The sequence below is a fragment of the Pseudomonas sp. JQ170C genome (assembly GCF_035581345.1).
In the GTDB taxonomy this organism is placed as follows: Bacteria; Pseudomonadota; Gammaproteobacteria; order Pseudomonadales; family Pseudomonadaceae; genus Aquipseudomonas.
The window spans coordinates 5,677,817-5,693,716 of sequence record NZ_CP141608.1 but is presented as its reverse complement, the minus strand read 5'-3'; the positions used below and the strand labels follow the sequence as shown (position 1 = coordinate 5,693,716).

The 15,900-nt window shown below is 63.9% G+C and carries 15 protein-coding genes; 2 read left to right on the top strand and 13 right to left on the bottom strand.

All coding sequences use genetic code 11. From position 1 onward, the window contains the following. Positions 1-34: 34 nt before the first annotated feature. From U9R80_RS26025 to U9R80_RS25980, 10 genes are all read right to left on the bottom strand, one after another. Complete coding sequence (locus tag U9R80_RS26025; protein WP_301838694.1) at positions 35-679, bottom strand: methionine ABC transporter permease; 645 nt, start codon at positions 677-679, stop codon at positions 35-37. Next, complete coding sequence (locus U9R80_RS26020) at positions 669-1,796, bottom strand: methionine ABC transporter ATP-binding protein (RefSeq protein WP_301838693.1); 1,128 nt, start codon at positions 1,794-1,796, stop codon at positions 669-671. The genes U9R80_RS26025 and U9R80_RS26020 overlap by 11 nt, the downstream gene beginning before the upstream one ends. A 1-nt stretch (position 1,797) precedes the next feature. Beyond that, the gene (locus U9R80_RS26015) at positions 1,798-2,604 is read right to left on the bottom strand and encodes a MetQ/NlpA family ABC transporter substrate-binding protein (RefSeq protein WP_301838692.1); all 807 of its coding nucleotides are present in this window, start codon (positions 2,602-2,604) and stop codon (positions 1,798-1,800) included. Beyond that, positions 2,597-3,982 carry an LLM class flavin-dependent oxidoreductase gene (locus tag U9R80_RS26010; RefSeq protein WP_301838691.1) on the bottom strand — a complete coding sequence of 462 codons (1,386 nt, stop codon included), beginning with the start codon at positions 3,980-3,982 and terminating at the stop codon, positions 2,597-2,599. Before U9R80_RS26010 ends, U9R80_RS26015 begins: the two co-directional genes overlap by 8 nt. Continuing rightward, positions 3,982-5,187, bottom strand: a complete 1,206-nt coding sequence (locus tag U9R80_RS26005; RefSeq protein ID WP_301838690.1) for an SfnB family sulfur acquisition oxidoreductase — start codon at positions 5,185-5,187, stop codon at positions 3,982-3,984. Before U9R80_RS26005 ends, U9R80_RS26010 begins: the two co-directional genes overlap by 1 nt. 21 nt (positions 5,188-5,208) lie before the next feature. Beyond that, positions 5,209-6,450 (bottom strand): SfnB family sulfur acquisition oxidoreductase, encoded by a 1,242-nt coding sequence (locus tag U9R80_RS26000; protein WP_301838689.1) that lies wholly within the window; start codon positions 6,448-6,450, stop codon positions 5,209-5,211. 257 nt (positions 6,451-6,707) lie between these two features. Then, on the bottom strand, positions 6,708-7,469 hold the full coding sequence (gene tcyN / locus U9R80_RS25995) for an L-cystine ABC transporter ATP-binding protein TcyN (RefSeq protein WP_301838688.1): 762 nt from the start codon (positions 7,467-7,469) through the stop codon (positions 6,708-6,710). A 3-nt stretch (positions 7,470-7,472) separates the two neighbouring features. Beyond that, positions 7,473-8,138 (bottom strand): cystine ABC transporter permease, encoded by a 666-nt coding sequence (tcyL, locus tag U9R80_RS25990; RefSeq protein ID WP_274117573.1) that lies wholly within the window; start codon positions 8,136-8,138, stop codon positions 7,473-7,475. After that, positions 8,138-8,926, bottom strand: coding sequence for a cystine ABC transporter substrate-binding protein (gene tcyJ, locus U9R80_RS25985; RefSeq protein ID WP_301838686.1), 789 nt, complete (start codon positions 8,924-8,926; stop codon positions 8,138-8,140). The genes tcyL and tcyJ overlap by 1 nt, the downstream gene beginning before the upstream one ends. Positions 8,927-9,034: 108 nt before the next feature. Then, positions 9,035-10,033, bottom strand: a complete 999-nt coding sequence (locus tag U9R80_RS25980) for a D-cysteine desulfhydrase (protein ID WP_301838685.1) — start codon at positions 10,031-10,033, stop codon at positions 9,035-9,037. A gap of 192 nt (positions 10,034-10,225) precedes the next feature. On the opposite strand from U9R80_RS25980, the gene epsC reads away from it, so the two are divergent. Together epsC and betT are read left to right on the top strand one after the other, a co-directional pair. Next, positions 10,226-11,158, top strand: coding sequence for a serine O-acetyltransferase EpsC (gene epsC, locus U9R80_RS25975; protein WP_301838684.1), 933 nt, complete (start codon positions 10,226-10,228; stop codon positions 11,156-11,158). A 212-nt stretch (positions 11,159-11,370) separates the two neighbouring features. Continuing rightward, positions 11,371-13,332 (top strand): choline transporter BetT, encoded by a 1,962-nt coding sequence (betT, locus tag U9R80_RS25970; RefSeq protein ID WP_301839167.1) that lies wholly within the window; start codon positions 11,371-11,373, stop codon positions 13,330-13,332. A gap of 76 nt (positions 13,333-13,408) precedes the next feature. Here betT and tauD read toward each other — a convergent pair whose 3' ends face one another. From tauD to tauB, 3 genes are read right to left on the bottom strand one after another with little or no spacing between them, the layout of a single operon-like run. Further along, on the bottom strand, positions 13,409-14,242 hold the full coding sequence (gene tauD / locus U9R80_RS25965) for a taurine dioxygenase (RefSeq protein ID WP_301838683.1): 834 nt from the start codon (positions 14,240-14,242) through the stop codon (positions 13,409-13,411). A 19-nt stretch (positions 14,243-14,261) separates the two neighbouring features. Next, positions 14,262-15,098 (bottom strand): taurine ABC transporter permease TauC, encoded by an 837-nt coding sequence (tauC, locus tag U9R80_RS25960; RefSeq protein WP_301838681.1) that lies wholly within the window; start codon positions 15,096-15,098, stop codon positions 14,262-14,264. Continuing rightward, positions 15,095-15,889 (bottom strand): taurine ABC transporter ATP-binding subunit, encoded by a 795-nt coding sequence (gene tauB, locus U9R80_RS25955; protein ID WP_301838680.1) that lies wholly within the window; start codon positions 15,887-15,889, stop codon positions 15,095-15,097. Before tauB ends, tauC begins: the two co-directional genes overlap by 4 nt. Positions 15,890-15,900 lie beyond the last annotated feature (11 nt).

The window sequence follows — 15,900 nt, the reverse complement described above, 5'->3', positions numbered from 1 at the left end:
CCTACGGTAGGAGCGGGCTTGCCCCGCGATGTTTCTAGCGCTTGTTCAAACCCTTGGCCAAGCGATCCCCGCCCAGCTGGATCAATGCCACCAACGCCACCAGCATGACGATCACGGTCAGCATGATCTGGCTGTCGAAACGCTGGTACCCATAGCGGTAGGCGATGTCGCCCAACCCACCCGCACCAATGGCGCCGGCCATGGCCGAGGAGTTGATCATGGTCACCAGGGTAATGGTGAAACCGCCGACGATACCCGGCAGGGCCTCGGGCAGCAGTACGTGCCAGACGATGTGCCAGCGTCGGCAGCCCATGGCTTGCGCCGCTTCGATCAGGCCGTGATCGACCTCGCGCAGGCTGACTTCGGCGATGCGGGCAAAGAACGGGGTGGCCGCGATGGTCAGCGGTACCACCGCCGCCCAGACGCCATAGGTGGTGCCCACGATCAGGCGGGTGAAGGGGATCAGCGCGACCATCAGGATCAAGAACGGAATCGAGCGGAACAAATTGACGAACGCGCCCAGTACCCGGTTCAAGGTGGGCGCTTCAAAAATCCCCCCCTTGCCGCTGGTGACCAAAATCACCGCCAGCGGTATGCCGGCCAGCAGGGCGATCAGCGATGACACGCCTACCATCAGCAGGGTGTCGAGCACGCCCTGGATCAGTCGTTCAGTCCACATAGCCCAATACCTCCACCTGCGTGGCCCATGCGCGGGCGCGTTCGATAACCTGTTCATGGCTGTGCGGCGAGTTCGCCACCGACACCACCAATTGCCCGAGCGGCCGGCCCTGGATGGGTTCGATCCCGCCTTGCAGCAGGCTGATGCGGCCGCCCAGGTGATTGAACAGCGTGGATAACTCCGGCGCCTGGCGTTCGCTGCCGCTGACCTTGAGGTTCAGCACCAGCGCCGACTCAGCATTGCTGGCCTGCGCCTGCAGGCGCGATTGCAGAGTCGCTGGCAACGCTGGCTGCAAGGGCGCGAGCAGGGTCTTGCTGACCTCATGCTGCGGATTGCCAAACACCTGCCACACCGCCCCCTGTTCAACGATGCGCCCGCGTTCGAGCACCACCACCCGCTGGCAGATGTCGCGGATCACCGCCATCTCGTGGGTAATCAGGACGATGGTCAGCCCCAGGCGCTGGTTGATGTCGCGCAGCAGCTCAAGGATCGACGCCGTGGTTTCCGGGTCGAGCGCCGAGGTGGCTTCATCGCACAGGAGAATATCCGGGTCATGCACCAGAGCCCGGGCAATCCCTACCCGCTGCTTCTGCCCGCCGGACAACTGCGCCGGATACACCTGATGCTTTTCTTCAAGGCCGACCAACGCCAGCAGCTCGGCTACCTTGCGCTGGCGCTCGGCTTTTGCGACGCCAGCGACCTTGAGCGGCAGCTCGACGTTCTGCCACACCGTCTTGGCCGACATCAGGTTGAAGTGCTGGAAGATCATGCCGATGCGCCGACGCAGGCGCACCAGGCGGTCTTCATCAAATTCGCCGATATCCACCTGGTCGATCAGCACCCGTCCGGCACTGGGTTGTTCAAGCCGGTTGATGGTGCGGATCAGCGAAGACTTGCCCGCGCCGCTGCGGCCGATGATGCCGGAGATTTCGCCGCGCTGGATGTTCAGGTCAATGCCTTCCAGCGCCGGGGCAGATTGACCGGGGTAGGTCTTGCCCAGGCCGAGAAAGCGCACGTGGGCGTTGCCCAGCTCCGGGCGCAAGGCCCGTTGCTGGGCGCTTTGCAGCGGCTCGAAAGTTTGCCGCTGCGGTGCAAGCGGGGCGGTGGCAGCGCTCATCTCAGCTCTCCCAGCCGGGTTGGTAGAGCTTGCCGTGGGCCTTTTCCAGCGCAGCGCGCACTGCCGGCGAGTGCTGGTAGATGTCGATGAACTTGGCCAGGCGCGGATCATTCTTGGTTTGCGGGCGGATCACGAACTGGATCACGTATTCCTTGTGGTCCAGGCCGTCGAACAGCAGCGCAGACGTGGCATCGAAGGTCTTGGCCAGGCGGATGTAGGCCGGGTAACCCTGGACCAGATCGGCATCGTCGTAGGCGCGCACCAGTTGCACCGCTTCAACCTGGAGGATCTTCAACTGCTTGGGGTTGGCGATGATGTCTTCTTCGGTGGCCTTGTAGCCGACGCCCGGCTTGAGGGTGATCAAGCCAGCCTTGGCCAGCAGCTGCAGGCCGCGGCCGCTGTTGATCGGGTCGTTGGCGATGGCCACGCTGGCACCCTGGGGCAACGCGTCGAAGCTTGGGTACTTTTTCGAGTAGAGGCCGACATTGTTGATGATCCCGGGCGCGTAGGGCACCAGGTCAAAACCGGCGGCGGCCTTGGCGTTTTCCAGGAAGGGGATGTGCTGGAAGTAGTTCACGTCGATGTCGCCACTGGCCAGGCTGACGTTCGGCGCGATCCAGTCGCTGAACTCGATCAGCTCCACTTTCAGCCCCTGCTTTTTCGCCTCATCGACGGCGGCTTCCAGCGGGATGGAGAAGGCGGCCGTGGTGCCGACTTTCAAGGGTGCATCGGCGGCCTGCGCGGTGCTGAACAGGCCAAGGGTCAGGGCCAGTGCCGCGACGGGGCGGGCAAGGAAGGTCTTAAGCATGCTGTGGCGCTCCGGTCGGGGTGGTGTGGCGGTAGCTGGCACCGGGATGGTCGGCGGGCAGGTGGGGCTGTTGGCTGGCGAAGAGTTTTTCGCGCAGGCTGCCGGGTTCGTACGCAGTCTTGTAGGCGCCGCGACGTTGCAGTTCGGGGATCACCAGGTCGATGAAGTCGACGTAGCTCTCCGGGGTGACCGTGCGGGTCAGGTTGAAGCCGTCCAGGCCGGTTTCGGCGATCCAGCTTTCCAGTGCGTCGGCCACCTGAGTCGGCGAGCCCACCAGGGTGATGTAGCGTCCGCCCAGGGCGTGCTGGTCGAGCAGCTTGCGGCGGGTCCAGTCGTTGTTCTGCAGCGCTTTGGTCGCCGACTGGATCGCGTTGCTTTTGACGTACTGGATCGGCTCGTCCAGCTCATAGGCGGAAAAGTCGATGCCGGTGGAGCTGGAAAAGTGCGCGACACCGGCCTCGGGGCTGGCGTAGCGCAGGTACTCGGCATGCTTGGCCCAGGCTTGCTCCTCGGTGCGGGCGACGATCACGGTCAGACCCATGAACACCTTGATCGCGTGCGGATCACGCCCGGCCGCCACGGCGGCAGCACGCACCTTGTCGACCTGGGCGCGGGTCGCTTCCTTGGTCTGGCCGCTGATGAACACGCACTCGGCATGGTTGCCGGCAAAGCCCAGGCCGCGCTCGGAGCTGCCGGCCTGGAACAGCACCGGGGTGCGTTGTGGCGACGGCTCGCACAGGTGATAACCCTCGACACGGTAGAACTCGCCCTGGTGCTGCACCTTGTGCACTTTGTCGGGCCGGGCGTAGACCCGTTGCGGCCGGTCGTTGACCACGGCGCCGTCTTCCCAGCTGCCTTCGAGCAGTTTGTACAGCACCTGCATGTACTCATCGGCCTGGTCGTAGCGGCGGTCGTGTTCGGCCTGTTGCTCCAGGCCCATGGCGCGGGCGGCGCTGTCCAGGTAGCCGGTGACGATGTTCCAGCCCACCCGGCCGCGGCTCAGGTGGTCGAGGGTCGAGAGCTTGCGGGCGAACAGGTAGGGCGCCTCGTAGGTCAGGTTGGCGGTCAGGCCGAAGCCCAGGTGCCGGGTCACGGCGGCCATGGCCGAGACCAGCAGCAGCGGGTCGTTGACCGGCAGCTGGATCGACTCCTTGAGCGGCACCTCCACCCCGTTCTGGTAAACGTCGTAGACCCCGACGATGTCGGCGATGAACAGCCCGTCGAACAGGCCGCGTTCAAGCAACTGGGCAAGCTCGGTCCAGTATTCGAGGGTCTTGTACTGGGTCGAGGTGTCCCGTGGATGGGTCCACAGGCCATGGTTGATGTGCCCGATGCAGTTCATGTTGAAGGCATTGAGCAGGATCTTTTTCTTCGCCATCAGATGGTCCCCCGCAGCGGTGGGTTTTCATCGTTGAGGTAGTAGTTGCCGATGGCGTGGTACTTCCAGCGCACCGGGTCGTGCAGGGTATGCACCCGGGCGTTGCGCCAGTGACGGTCCAGGCCGTGCTCGGCGAGGGTGGCCTGGCTGCCGGCAAGCTCGAACAGGGTGCTGCCGGCGGCCAGGGAAATGTCGGTGCTGATTGCCCGGGCTTCGGCCACGGCGATGGAGGCGGCGGCCACGGTGCTGGCGTTGGGTTCGGCCTGGGCCCGGTCGAGGAATTCGCCGGCGCGTTCGAGCAATGCCTCGGCAGCGTGCAGGCGGATCGCCAGGTGACCGAACGACTTCAGCGTCAGCGGGTCTTCGCTGGCCTTGTCGATGCCGGAGTCGATCCAGGGCCGGGTACGGGTGCGCACGAACTGCAGGGCATCCTCGTAGGCGGCGCGGGCGATACCCGTGTCGATGGCCGCATGAAGGATCTGCGCCAGCGGGCCCACCGGGGTCGGACGCTCGAAGGCACTCTGGAAGGGCACCACATCGTCGGCGGCCACCCGGACATTGTCGAACACCACCGAACCGCTGCCGGTGGTGCGCTGGCCGAAGCCGCTCCAGTCGTCGATGACCTTGAGCCCGGCACTGTCGGCCGGCACGAACACCAGCTGTTGCACGCCGTGCTCGTCGACCACCGAGGTGGGGATGCGCTGGGCGTAGAGCGCGCCCGTGGCGTAGAACTTGCGCCCGTTGATGCGGTAGGCGTCGCCGTCACGGCTCAGGGCGGTGGTGCGGTCGTGGGCTGTCTTGGTGCCCAGTTCGGCCAGGGCATTGCCAAAGCGTTTGCCCGCCAGTACCTCGGCATACAGGCGCTGCTGTTGCGCGGTGCTGCCGTTCACCCGCAGCACTTCCAGGGCATAGAAATGGTTCTGCGGGATCTGCCCCAGCGAGGCATCGGCCTGGGCGATACGGGCGATCACCTTGGCCAGGGTGACGTTGGAGACACCGGCGCCGCCAAAGGCCTTGGGAACGCTGATAGCCCACAGGCCGGAGCGGGAAAACAGGGCCAGTTCAGGGTGCGGCAAGCGCCGTTCGCGGTCGCGCAGGATGCTGTCGCGGCGCAGTTCGCCGGCCAGGTGTTCGGCAATTTCCAACGCCTGGGCGTCAGTGTGGATCACCGCGACGTTTTCGTGCGGTTGGGGGAGAAGGCTCATAACAGGGCTCCAGTGGTCTGGTCAGATCCAGGCGTGCCGGGCAGGCAAGGTACCGTTGAGGTGATAGGCGCCGACGGCGTGGTATTTCCAGCGCACCGGGTCGTGGAGGGTGTGAACGCGGGCGTTGCGCCAGTGCCGGTCGAGGTTGAACTCGGCGAGGGTGGCGCGACTGCCGGCCAGCTCGAACAGCTTCTCGCTGGCCTGCAGGGCGATCTCGGTGGTCAGCACCTTGGCCTCGGCCACGGCAATCGAGGCACGGGCGGCGGAGGCGGCGTCCACCGGGCCTGCGTCGACTTCATCGAGGGTCCGTGCCGCCTTGTTCAACAGGGCCTGGGCGGCGTGCAGTTCAAGCTGCAGGCGACCGATGTCGGCGATCACGTAGAGATCGTCGCTGGCGCGCTCGACCTTGGCGTCGATCCAGGGCCGGGCCCGCTCGCGGACAAAAGCAATGGCATCGGCCACGGCCGCTTCGGCAATGCCGGCGTCGATGGCGGCCTGGATCAGTTGCGAGACGGCACCCTGGATGTTCGGCACCTCGCTCTGGCGCCAGATGTCCACGATCAGGTCATTGTCGACCTGCACCTGATCCAGCAGCACGGTGCCGCTGGCGGTGGTGCGCTGGCCGAAACCGGACCAGTCATCGACGATGCGCAGCCCCGGGGTGCCGCGGCGAACGAAGGCCATCACCGGACGGCCTTCGTCGTTGAGTGCCTTGACCGCTACCCAGTGGGCGAACAGGGCGCCGGTGGAATAGAACTTTTGCCCGTCGATCACCGAGTGATCGCCTTTGCGGGTGATCCGCGCCTTGAGTTCCAGGGTGTTCTTGCTGCCGCGCTCGGGGCCGGCGTTACCGATGCGCCAGCCGTCGAGCACCGACTTGAACAGCAGGTCTTTCTGCCGTTCGCTGGCGGCGCCTTTGAGCAGTTGCAGAATGCCGAACTGGTTTTGTGGAATCTGCCCCAGCGCCGGGTCGGCGGCGCTGATGATGCGGAACACCTCGGCAAGGGTGACGAACGAAACCTGTGCTCCGCCGTGGCTACGGGGAATGGAGATACTGCCCAGGCCACTGCGGGTGAACTGCTCGATTTCTGCCCAGGGCAGCTTGCGTTGCTGGTCGCGGCGGGCAGCCTGGCTGCGGGCGGTTTCGGCCAGCTCATGGGCGGCCTGCAGGGCCTGGGCGTCATTGCTCAGCACGTTGGCTGGCAACAGCAAGGGTGCGCTGTCCAGATCACTGTGGACTTGTGTGTTTGCCAGACTGGACATCAGTACTGCTCCTTGGCTGCACTCAATGCCCTGGCGTTACGCACTGGGGTGATTGTGTTCCTGACCATACCTACCTCACGTATTGAGAAGGTCGACGCGAGGGCGCCGACGAAAAATGCGCTGGTCCGGTGGTCCGGTGCATATACCCTAATCGTGTATAAAAATTAAATAAACTAACTTATAGGAATATACATAGAAGTGTTGCTACCGCCCGGGCCAGAGCGGCGGGCGGTCACAACGAGGGGGAAGGGGAGGGATCAGTACCCGGTGTTCTGGGTGCCGAGGAACTTGCCGAGGAACTGACGGGTGCGCTCTTCACGGGGGTGGGCGAACAGCGACTTGGCGTCACCCTGTTCGACGATCACGCCCTTGTCGAAAAAGATCACCCGGTTGGCGACATCGCGGGCGAAGCTCATTTCGTGGGTGACGATGATCATGGTGCGGTTTTCTTCGGCAAGGCCGCGGATGGTGGCCAGCACTTCACCGACCAGCTCGGGGTCCAGTGCCGAGGTGGGCTCGTCGAACAGGATGACCTCGGGCTCCATGGCCAGGGCCCTGGCAATGGCCACGCGTTGTTGCTGGCCACCCGAAAGCTTGCGGGGGTAGGCGTCTTCCTTGCCGGCAAGGCCCACCTTGGCCAGCAGTTTCCGGCCCAGGGTCACTGCCTGCTCGTGGGGCGTCTTCTTGACCACCAGCGGGCCTTCGATGACGTTCTCCAGCGCCGTGCGGTGAGGGAACAGGTTGAAGTTCTGGAACACGAAGCCGACCTGCTGGCGCAGCTTGCGGATCAGTCCTTGCTGCTGGCTGAGCGGGCGGTTGGCATCGATTTGTACATCGCCGACCTGAATGCGGCCGCTGCTGGGCGTTTCCAGCAGGTTCAGGCAGCGCAGGAAGGTGGTCTTGCCAGAGCCGCTGGGGCCGATGATGGCGATTACTTCGCCGGCCTCTACCTTCAGGCTGATGTCGTTCAGCACGGTCTGGCCGTTGAACTGCTTGCTCAGTCGGTCTACCACGATCATGCCTCAGGACTCCTGGTCGTGTCGGTTGACCCGCGCTTCAAGGCGGTTCTGAAAGTGGGCGAGAACGCTGGCCAGCACCCAGTAGATCAGGGCGGCAGCAAGGTACATGGTGAAGATTTCAAAGGTGCGGGCGGTGATGAGTTGCGCCTGGCGGAACAGCTCCGGTACCTGGATGGTGGCGGCCAGGGCCGTGTCCTTGACCAGCGAAATGAAGCTGTTGCCAAGCGGCGGCAAAGCAGTGCGTGCTGCCTGGGGCAGGATCGCCCGGCGCATCGCCTGGCCACGGGTCATGCCGATACTGGCGGCGGCCTCCCACTGGCCACGGTCGATGGAGCCGATGGCGGCACGCAGGATTTCACAGGCGTAGGCGGCCATGTTCAGCGAGAAACCGATCAGCGCTGCCGGTAACGGGTCCAGCTCAAGCCCCAGCTGCGGCAGGCCGTAGTAGATCATGAACAGCTGCACCAGCAGCGGCGTGCCGCGAAAGAACGACACATACACCCGTGCGGTCCAGCTCAGCAGCTTGAACGACGACAAGCGCATCAGCGCCAGGCCAAAGCCCAGTAACAGGCCGAAGAACATTCCGCCCAGGCTGAGGATGACGGTGTAGTACGCGCCCTTGAGCAGAAAGGGCACGCTGTCGAGGGCAAGCTGCAGGCTGTCTTCGATCATTTAGTCACGTCGGCGCCAAAGTATTTCTCGGACAACTTGGCCAGGGTGCCGTCGGCGCGCAGTTTGTCCAACGCCTTGTTGATGGCGTCGAGCAGTTCGGGCTCGCCCTTGCGCAGGGCAATGCCGGACTCCAGGCGCGAGAAGGCGTCACCTGCCACGGCGGTGTCCTGGGCTTTTTTCGCGTATTCCAGTGCGGCCAGGCGGTCGATCAGGATGGCATCGATACGGCCGACGCGCAGGTCCTGGAACTTGCTTGGGTCATCATCGTAGGTGCGCACTACCGCGTCCGGTACCGCCGATTTCACCCACTGTTCGTAGTTGGTGCCCAGGCCCACACCGACCTTCTTGCCGGCCAGATCGGCGGCAGATTTGATCGTGCCTTCGTTCTTTTTCAGGGTCAGCGCCTGAATACCGGAAACGGTATAGGGCTCGGAGAAGTCGTACTTTTTCTTGCGCTCTTCAGAGATGGTCACCTGGTTGACCACCACGTCCAGGCGCTTGGATTCAAGGGCGGCGAGGATGCCGTCCCATTTGGTCGGTTGCAGCTTGGCCTTGACCCCCAGTTCCTTGGCCAGGGCTTCGGACAGCTCCACCTCGAAGCCGGCCAGCTTGCCGTCGGCATCGACGAAGCTGAAGGGTGGGTAGGTGCCTTCCAGGCCCACGCTGATCACACCCTTGTCCTTGATGGTCTTCAACTGCTCGCCGGCAATGGCCTGGCCGAGCAGGGTGGCGCCCAGCACCAAGGCAACACCTGCATTGAAAAGCTGTTTACCGATTACTGTCATGACGAAGCCCCAATGTTGTTGTGTAGTGGGTGACGACAATAGGGTGAAGCTATATAGGCTTAAAAATAATATAAATTTATTTTCTTATATTATTTGCTGATAAGCCGCTCAGCTGTTCCAGACCTCAGGGTAGGCGAATAATGCCGGGGCCCCACCGGTATGTAGGAAAATCAGCGGGCCATCGTCGAAACGCTGGCGGGCGATGCCATCGAGCAACCCGGCCATGGCCTTGCCGGTGTACACCGGGTCCAGCAACAGGCCTTCATGGCTTGCGAGCAGGCGAATGGCGGCCAGGGTACCGGCGTTCGGCTCGCCGTAGCGGGGGGCGAAATACTCGTCCCAGAGTTCGACGTTGAAGCTGCCGGGCAACTGCACACCGAGCAGTTCGGCCGTGCGTTCGGCCAGGCCCTGGACCTTGGGGCGCTGATCTTCATCGCTGCGCGACACGGTCACCCCAATCACCGGCAGTTGCGGCATGACCTCAGCCAGGGCCAGGCCGAGGCCGCTGTGGGTGCCGGCGCTGCCGGAGGCCAGGACCACACCGGCAAACTGTTTGCCGGTCTGTTCGATCTGGCTCGCCAGCTCGAGGCCCGCGCGTACATAGCCCAGCGCACCCAGGGCGTTGGAGCCACCGATAGGCACTATGTAAGGTTTGCGGCCGCTGGCGTGCAGGCGCACCGCAAGGGCCTGGAGTTGATCGTCGGCATTGTCCAGGTTGTCGACCCGTTCGACCTTGGCATCGAACAGGTCGAGCAGCAGGCGGTTGCCATTGTGCTGGTAATTGAGCGAGTCGGTGCCGATGGGGTTTTCCAGCAGCGCCACGCAGCCCAGGCCCAGGCGCGCGGCCAGGGCGGCAGTCTGGCGCACATGGTTGGACTGGATCGCACCGGCAGTCACCAGGGTGTCGGCGCCCTTGCTCAAGGCGTCGGCGGCCAGGTATTCGAGCTTGCGCAGCTTGTTGCCGCCCAGGGCCAGGGGGGTGCAGTCATCGCGCTTGATGTAGATATCACGGCCCAGCCAGGCCGAAAGGCGGTCCAGCTTTTCCAGCGCGGTGGGCGCGCCTAGCAGGTCCAGACGATTGAAGCGTTCGAGCTGTCGTTCGATCATGGCGACACATCTGCGTGGGAAAATTCGACTATAGGCAGCCCCACGCCCAGGGGCAACTCCAGGGCTTATGCCGGCTTTATCGCGATCTGGAATAAAGGGTTATTTTTTCCCGCTTGGCGATTTGCCGTAAAGTGACCGCCTATCAGGCGGCCTCCCAATCCAGCAACCGCCGCCGTGGCAGGAGACGTAACCGTGAGCGAAAACGCGCAAACAGGGCATTGGCAATTGCAGGGCATCGTCGCCGGCTTGCGTACCGCCCGGGACAAATGGCGCAGCAGCAATGGTCGAAGCAGTGGCGAGCAAGGTGGCCGTGAGCTGCCTTCGCGTGAAGCCATGCGCCACATCCTCGAGCAACTGTGCGGGGCGCTGTTTCCGATGCGCCTGGGGCCGGTGGACTTGCGCGAGGAAAGTGAAGATTTCTATGTCGGGCACACCCTCGATTCGGCCCTGACCGCCTTGCTCGCCCAGGCGCGCCTGGAGCTTCGCTATGTGGCCCGTCACGGCAAGTGCAACATGGCGGATGTCGACGCCAAGGCCCTGAGCGTCATCCAGGGCTTTGCTGCGGCATTGCCGGGCCTGCGCAGCATCCTCGACACCGATGTGCTGGCAGCCTTCCACGGCGACCCGGCGGCGCGCAGTGTCGATGAAGTGTTGCTGTGCTACCCGGGAATCCTTGCGGTCATCCATCACCGCCTGGCCCACCACCTGTACCGCGCAGGCCTGCCGTTGCTGGCGCGGATCAGTTCGGAACTGGCGCATTCGGCCACCGGTATCGACATCCACCCGGGTGCGCAGATCGGCCAGAGCTTCTTCATCGACCACGGTACCGGTGTAGTGATCGGCGAGACGGCGATCATCGGTGAGCGGGTGCGTATCTACCAGGCCGTTACCCTGGGCGCCAAGCGCTTCCCGGCAGACGAAGATGGCCAGCTACAGAAGGGCCATCCGCGCCACCCGATCGTCGAGGACGACGTGGTGATTTATGCCGGCGCCACTATTCTGGGACGTATCACCATTGGCAAGGGTTCGACCATCGGCGGCAACGTCTGGCTGACCCGCAGCGTGGCGGCTGGCAGCAACCTGACCCAGGCCAATCTGCAGCACGATGACGGGACCCAGAAGTAGCCGAAACCAGGCTTGGCTTGCGGCATCGGGTCGCATTGCGGACCCCATCCATGTTTAACTTGAACGCTTGTTCAAGTTAAAACGGTGGTCCGCTGCCGGCGTTCAACAGGAGGAAACCCTTTGCTGAACCCGTTCAATCCAAGCCTTTTCCCTCATTTCGAGGTGCGCATTAAATGAGTGCACCGAGTTCCCTTCCCAGCGGCAAGATCCGCATGAATCCGCCGGTGTTCTATTTCGCGGCGAGCTTTATCCTCCTGTTCGCACTGGCTGTCATCAGCAACCCGCAAGCAGCGGGCGAGTGGTTGCTGGCGGCGCAGAACTGGGCGGCCAACACGGTCGGCTGGTACTACATGCTGGCGATGACGCTGTACCTGGTCTTCGTGGTGGTCACCGCCTTGTCTGGCTACGGCAAGATCAAGCTCGGTGCCGACCACGACGAGCCCGAGTTCAGCTACCTGTCCTGGGCCGGCATGCTGTTTGCCGCCGGCATCAGTATCACGCTGTTCTTCTTTTGCGTCTCCGAACCCCTGACCCATATGCTCCAGCCGCCCCAGGGCGAGGCTGGCACTGCCGAGGCCGGGCGCCAGGCAATGCAGCTGCTGTTCTTGCACTGGGGCCTGCATGGCTGGGGCGTTTTCGCCTTCGTCGGCATGGCCCTGGCCTACTTCGCCTACCGTCACAACCTGCCGTTGGCCCTGCGCTCGGCGCTCTACCCGCTGATCGGCAAGCGCATCAACGGGCCGATCGGTTATGCGGTGGATGGCTTTGGCATCATCGCCACGGTGTTCGGCCTGGGCGCCGACATGGGCTTTGGTGTACTGCACCTGAACTCGGGCCTGGATTACCTCTTTGGCGTCCCGCATACCCAATGGGTACAAGTGGCGCTGATCACGCTGATGATGGGCGCGGCGGTGGCGGTTGCCGTGGCCGGGGTCGAGAAGGGCGTGCGGGTGATGTCCGACATCAACATGGTCCTGGCCTGCGCGCTGTTGCTGTTCGTGCTGTTTGCCGGGCCCACCCAGCACCTGTTCAACACCCTGATCCAGAACCTGGGTGACTACCTGGGAGCCTTGCCGCGCAAGAGCTTTGATGTGTACGCCTACAACGAAGCCAGTGACTGGCTGGGCGGCTGGACCGTGTTCTACTGGGCCTGGTGGATTGCCTGGGCGCCCTTTGTCGGCCTGTTCATCGCGCGGATTTCCCGTGGCCGGACCATCCGCGAGTTCGTCTTCGGCGTGCTGTTGATTCCGTTGGGCTTCACCCTGGCGTGGATGTCGATCTTCGGCAACAGCGCCATGTCCCAGGTGCTCGATCACGGCATGACGGCGCTGGGCCAATCGGCGCTCGAAAACCCGTCGATGACCCTTTACCTGCTGCTGGAAACCTACCCCTGGAGCAAGGTGGTCATCGGCGTCACGGTGTTCATCAGCTTCGTGTTCTTCGTGACCTCGGCCGACTCCGGCACGGTGGTGCTGTCGACCCTGTCTGCCCGCGGTGGCAACGCCGATGAAGACGGGCCCAACTGGCTGCGGGTGTTCTGGGGTGTGATGACCGCGCTGGTGACCAGTGGCCTGTTGTTCGCCGGCAGTATCGACTCGTTGAAGTCGGCCGTGGTGCTGACCTCGCTGCCGTTCTCGGTGATTCTGCTGGCGATGATGTGGGGCCTGCACAAGGCGTTCTACCTGGAGTCGCAGCGTCAGATTGCGCAGATGCATTCGCTGGCACCCTTTGCCAACTCGCGCCGCGGACGTGGCGGCTGGCGCCAGCGTTTGAGCCAGGCCGTGCATTTCCCGTCACGCGATGAGGTGTACCGCTTCATGGACGACGTGGTGCGCCCGGCGATTGCCGAGGTGACCGAGGTGTTTGTCGAGAAGGGCCTTAACGTCATCACCCAGGAAGACCCGAGCCACGACAACGTCAGCCTGAAGATCGGCCATGGTGAAGAGCAGCCGTTCATCTACCAGGTGCAGATGCGCGGGTACTTCACCCCGTCATTCGCCTTGGGCGGGTTGGGCACCCAGGAGTTGAAGAACCGTCGTTACTATCGCGCGGAAGTGCACCTGAGCGAAGGCAGTCAGGACTATGACCTGGTCGGCTACAGCAAGGAGCAGATCATCAACGACATCCTCGACCAGTACGAGCGGCACATGCAGTTTTTGCATTTGGTTCGTTGATGCGTATCGCGGGGCAAGCCCGCTCCTGCCGGGGCGATGCAAATCCGGTGGGAGGGGGGCTTGCCCCGCGAAAACGTCAGAACGGCGCATCCCCCAGAATCGTCGCCCGGTGCATCACCCGCCGCTGCGGCCGATAGTCATCCACCGCGTAATGCTGCGTCACGCGGTTATCCCAGAATGCCACGTCGTTTTCCTGCCAGCGCCAGCGGATGGTGAACTCCGGGCGGGTGGCATGGGCGAACAGCAGCTTGAGAATCGCCTCGCTTTCCGACTCGCTCAGTTCATTGATCCGCGTGGTGAAGCCTTCATTGACGAACAGCGACTTGCGCCCGCTGACCGGGTGCGTGCGAATCACCGGGTGCGACAGCGGTGGGTTGCTGCGCCGCGTCGCTTCCCAGCGCGCAAGGTCTTCAGGGGTGTTGCCGAAGCGCTCAAGCGGGAAGGACTTGGTGAAGTCATGCGTGGCCGTCAAACCATCGAGCAATTGCTGCAGCGGTGCCGACAAGGCCTCGAACGCCGCGATGCCACTGGCCCACAAGGTGTCGCCACCGTAGGCCGGCAGTTGCTTGGCGCTGAGCACCGCACCCAGCGCCGGGGTTGGCAGGAAGGTCACGTCGGTGTGCCACACGGCGTTGTCGCGCACATCGGTCACCGCCGTATCGAGCACCAGTACCTGCGGGGTTTCCGGAACGTTGGGGTAGATCGGATGAATGTGCAGGTCGCCAAAGCGGGCGGCAAATTCAGCCTGCTGGCGTGGGTTGATCGACTGGTCACGAAAGAACAGCACCTGATGCGTGAGCAGGGCATGTTCAATGGCGTCTCGTTGTTCGTGGCTGATCGGACGGCTCAGGTCGATACCACTGATCTGGGCGCCGAGGGCAGGGCTGAGCGGGGTAATGGTCAGGCTCATGTGGGTTCTCGATCTGTCTTCAATGACTCTGGCCATGCCAGGGCACCAGTTTGCGTTGCAGGGCACGCAGGCTCATTTCCAGGGCGAAGGCGATCAGCGCGATCACCAGGATGCCCAGCACCACCACATCGGTCACCAGGAACTGCGCGGCCGACTGGACCATGAAGCCCAGGCCGCTGGTGGCGGCGATCAGCTCGGCCGCAACCAGGGTCGACCAGCCCACGCCCAGGCCAATGCGCACACCGGTGAGGATGTCGGGCAGGGCGCTGGGCAGGATCACATGGCGAATCAGTTGGGCCCGCGAGGCGCCCAACGACTGCGCCGCCCGCAGCTTGCTCGGGTCGACGGTGCGCACACCGGTAGCGGTGGCAATGGCGATGGGGGCAAAGATGGCGAGGTAGATGAGCAGCACCTTCGACAGCTCGCCGATCCCGCACCAGATCACGATCAAGGGCAGGTAGGCCAGGGGTGGGATCGGGCGGTAGAACTCGATCAGCGGGTCGAGGATGCCGCGGGCAATCCGGTTGTGGCCGATGGCGATGCCAATCGGAATGGCGGTGACGATTGCTGCGCCCAGGGCCAGGCCGATGCGCCCCAGGCTCGCGCCCAGGTGCTGCCAGAGCGTGGACTCCATGTAGCCCTGGGTCAGCAGCAACCAGGCCTTGGCCAGTACCGCTTCGGGAGAGGGCAGGAACAGCGGCTCGATCCATTCGGCGGCGGTCACCGCCCACCACACCAGCAGCAGGGTGGCCAGGGTCAGGCCGCTGATCAAGCGCGTGCTCAAGGCGCGACGTAGCGGCGTGGGCGCGTGCGCTGGCGCGCTGTGTTTGGCTGCGACCACATTCAGGCTGCTCATGCGATCTCCTGGCGCACGGTGGCGCTGCGTTGGGAAAACACCCGGGCCAGGACGTGCTCGCGGGTTTCGATAAAACGCGGGTCGGACTTGATCGCCCGCGCCGATTCGCCGGCGGCGTAACGCTGGCCGAAATCCAGGTGCAGACGTTCGACGATCTGCCCGGGATTGGGCGCCAGCAGAATCAGGTCGGTGGCGAGAAACACGGCTTCTTCAATGTCGTGGGTAATCAGGAAAACCGGCTTGGCCGTGCGTCGCCAGACCTGCAACAGCAGCTCCTGCATCTGTTCACGGGTAAAGGCGTCCAGCGCGCCGAACGGCTCATCCATCAACAGAACCCGTGGGTCGGCAGCCAGGGCGCGGGCCAGGCCTACGCGTTGCTTCTGCCCACCGGACAACTGCCAGACCCGCCGGTTGCCGAAGTCGCTGAGGTCGACCAGGGCCAGCATCTCCCGGGCCTTGCGTTCGCGCTCGGCGCGCGGCACCCCGGCCAGCTCCAGGCCGAAGGCGACGTTCGCCAGCACGTCCTGCCACGGCAGCAGGGCGTCGTCCTGGAAGACCACGCCGCGCTCGGCACCAGGACCTTGCACCGGTACGCCATCAAGGGTGATACGGCCAGCGCTGGGCGCGACGAAGCCTGCGATCAGGTTGAGCAGCGAGGTCTTGCCGCTGCCGGAAGGGCCGAGGGCCACCAGCAGTTGCTCCGGGCCCAGGCTCAGGGTGATGTCGGTCAGCACCGGCACGGCTGCGCCGGGGTACTGTGCGCTGATGCGCTCCAGCTCAAGCAATGCCATGACAAGCTCCG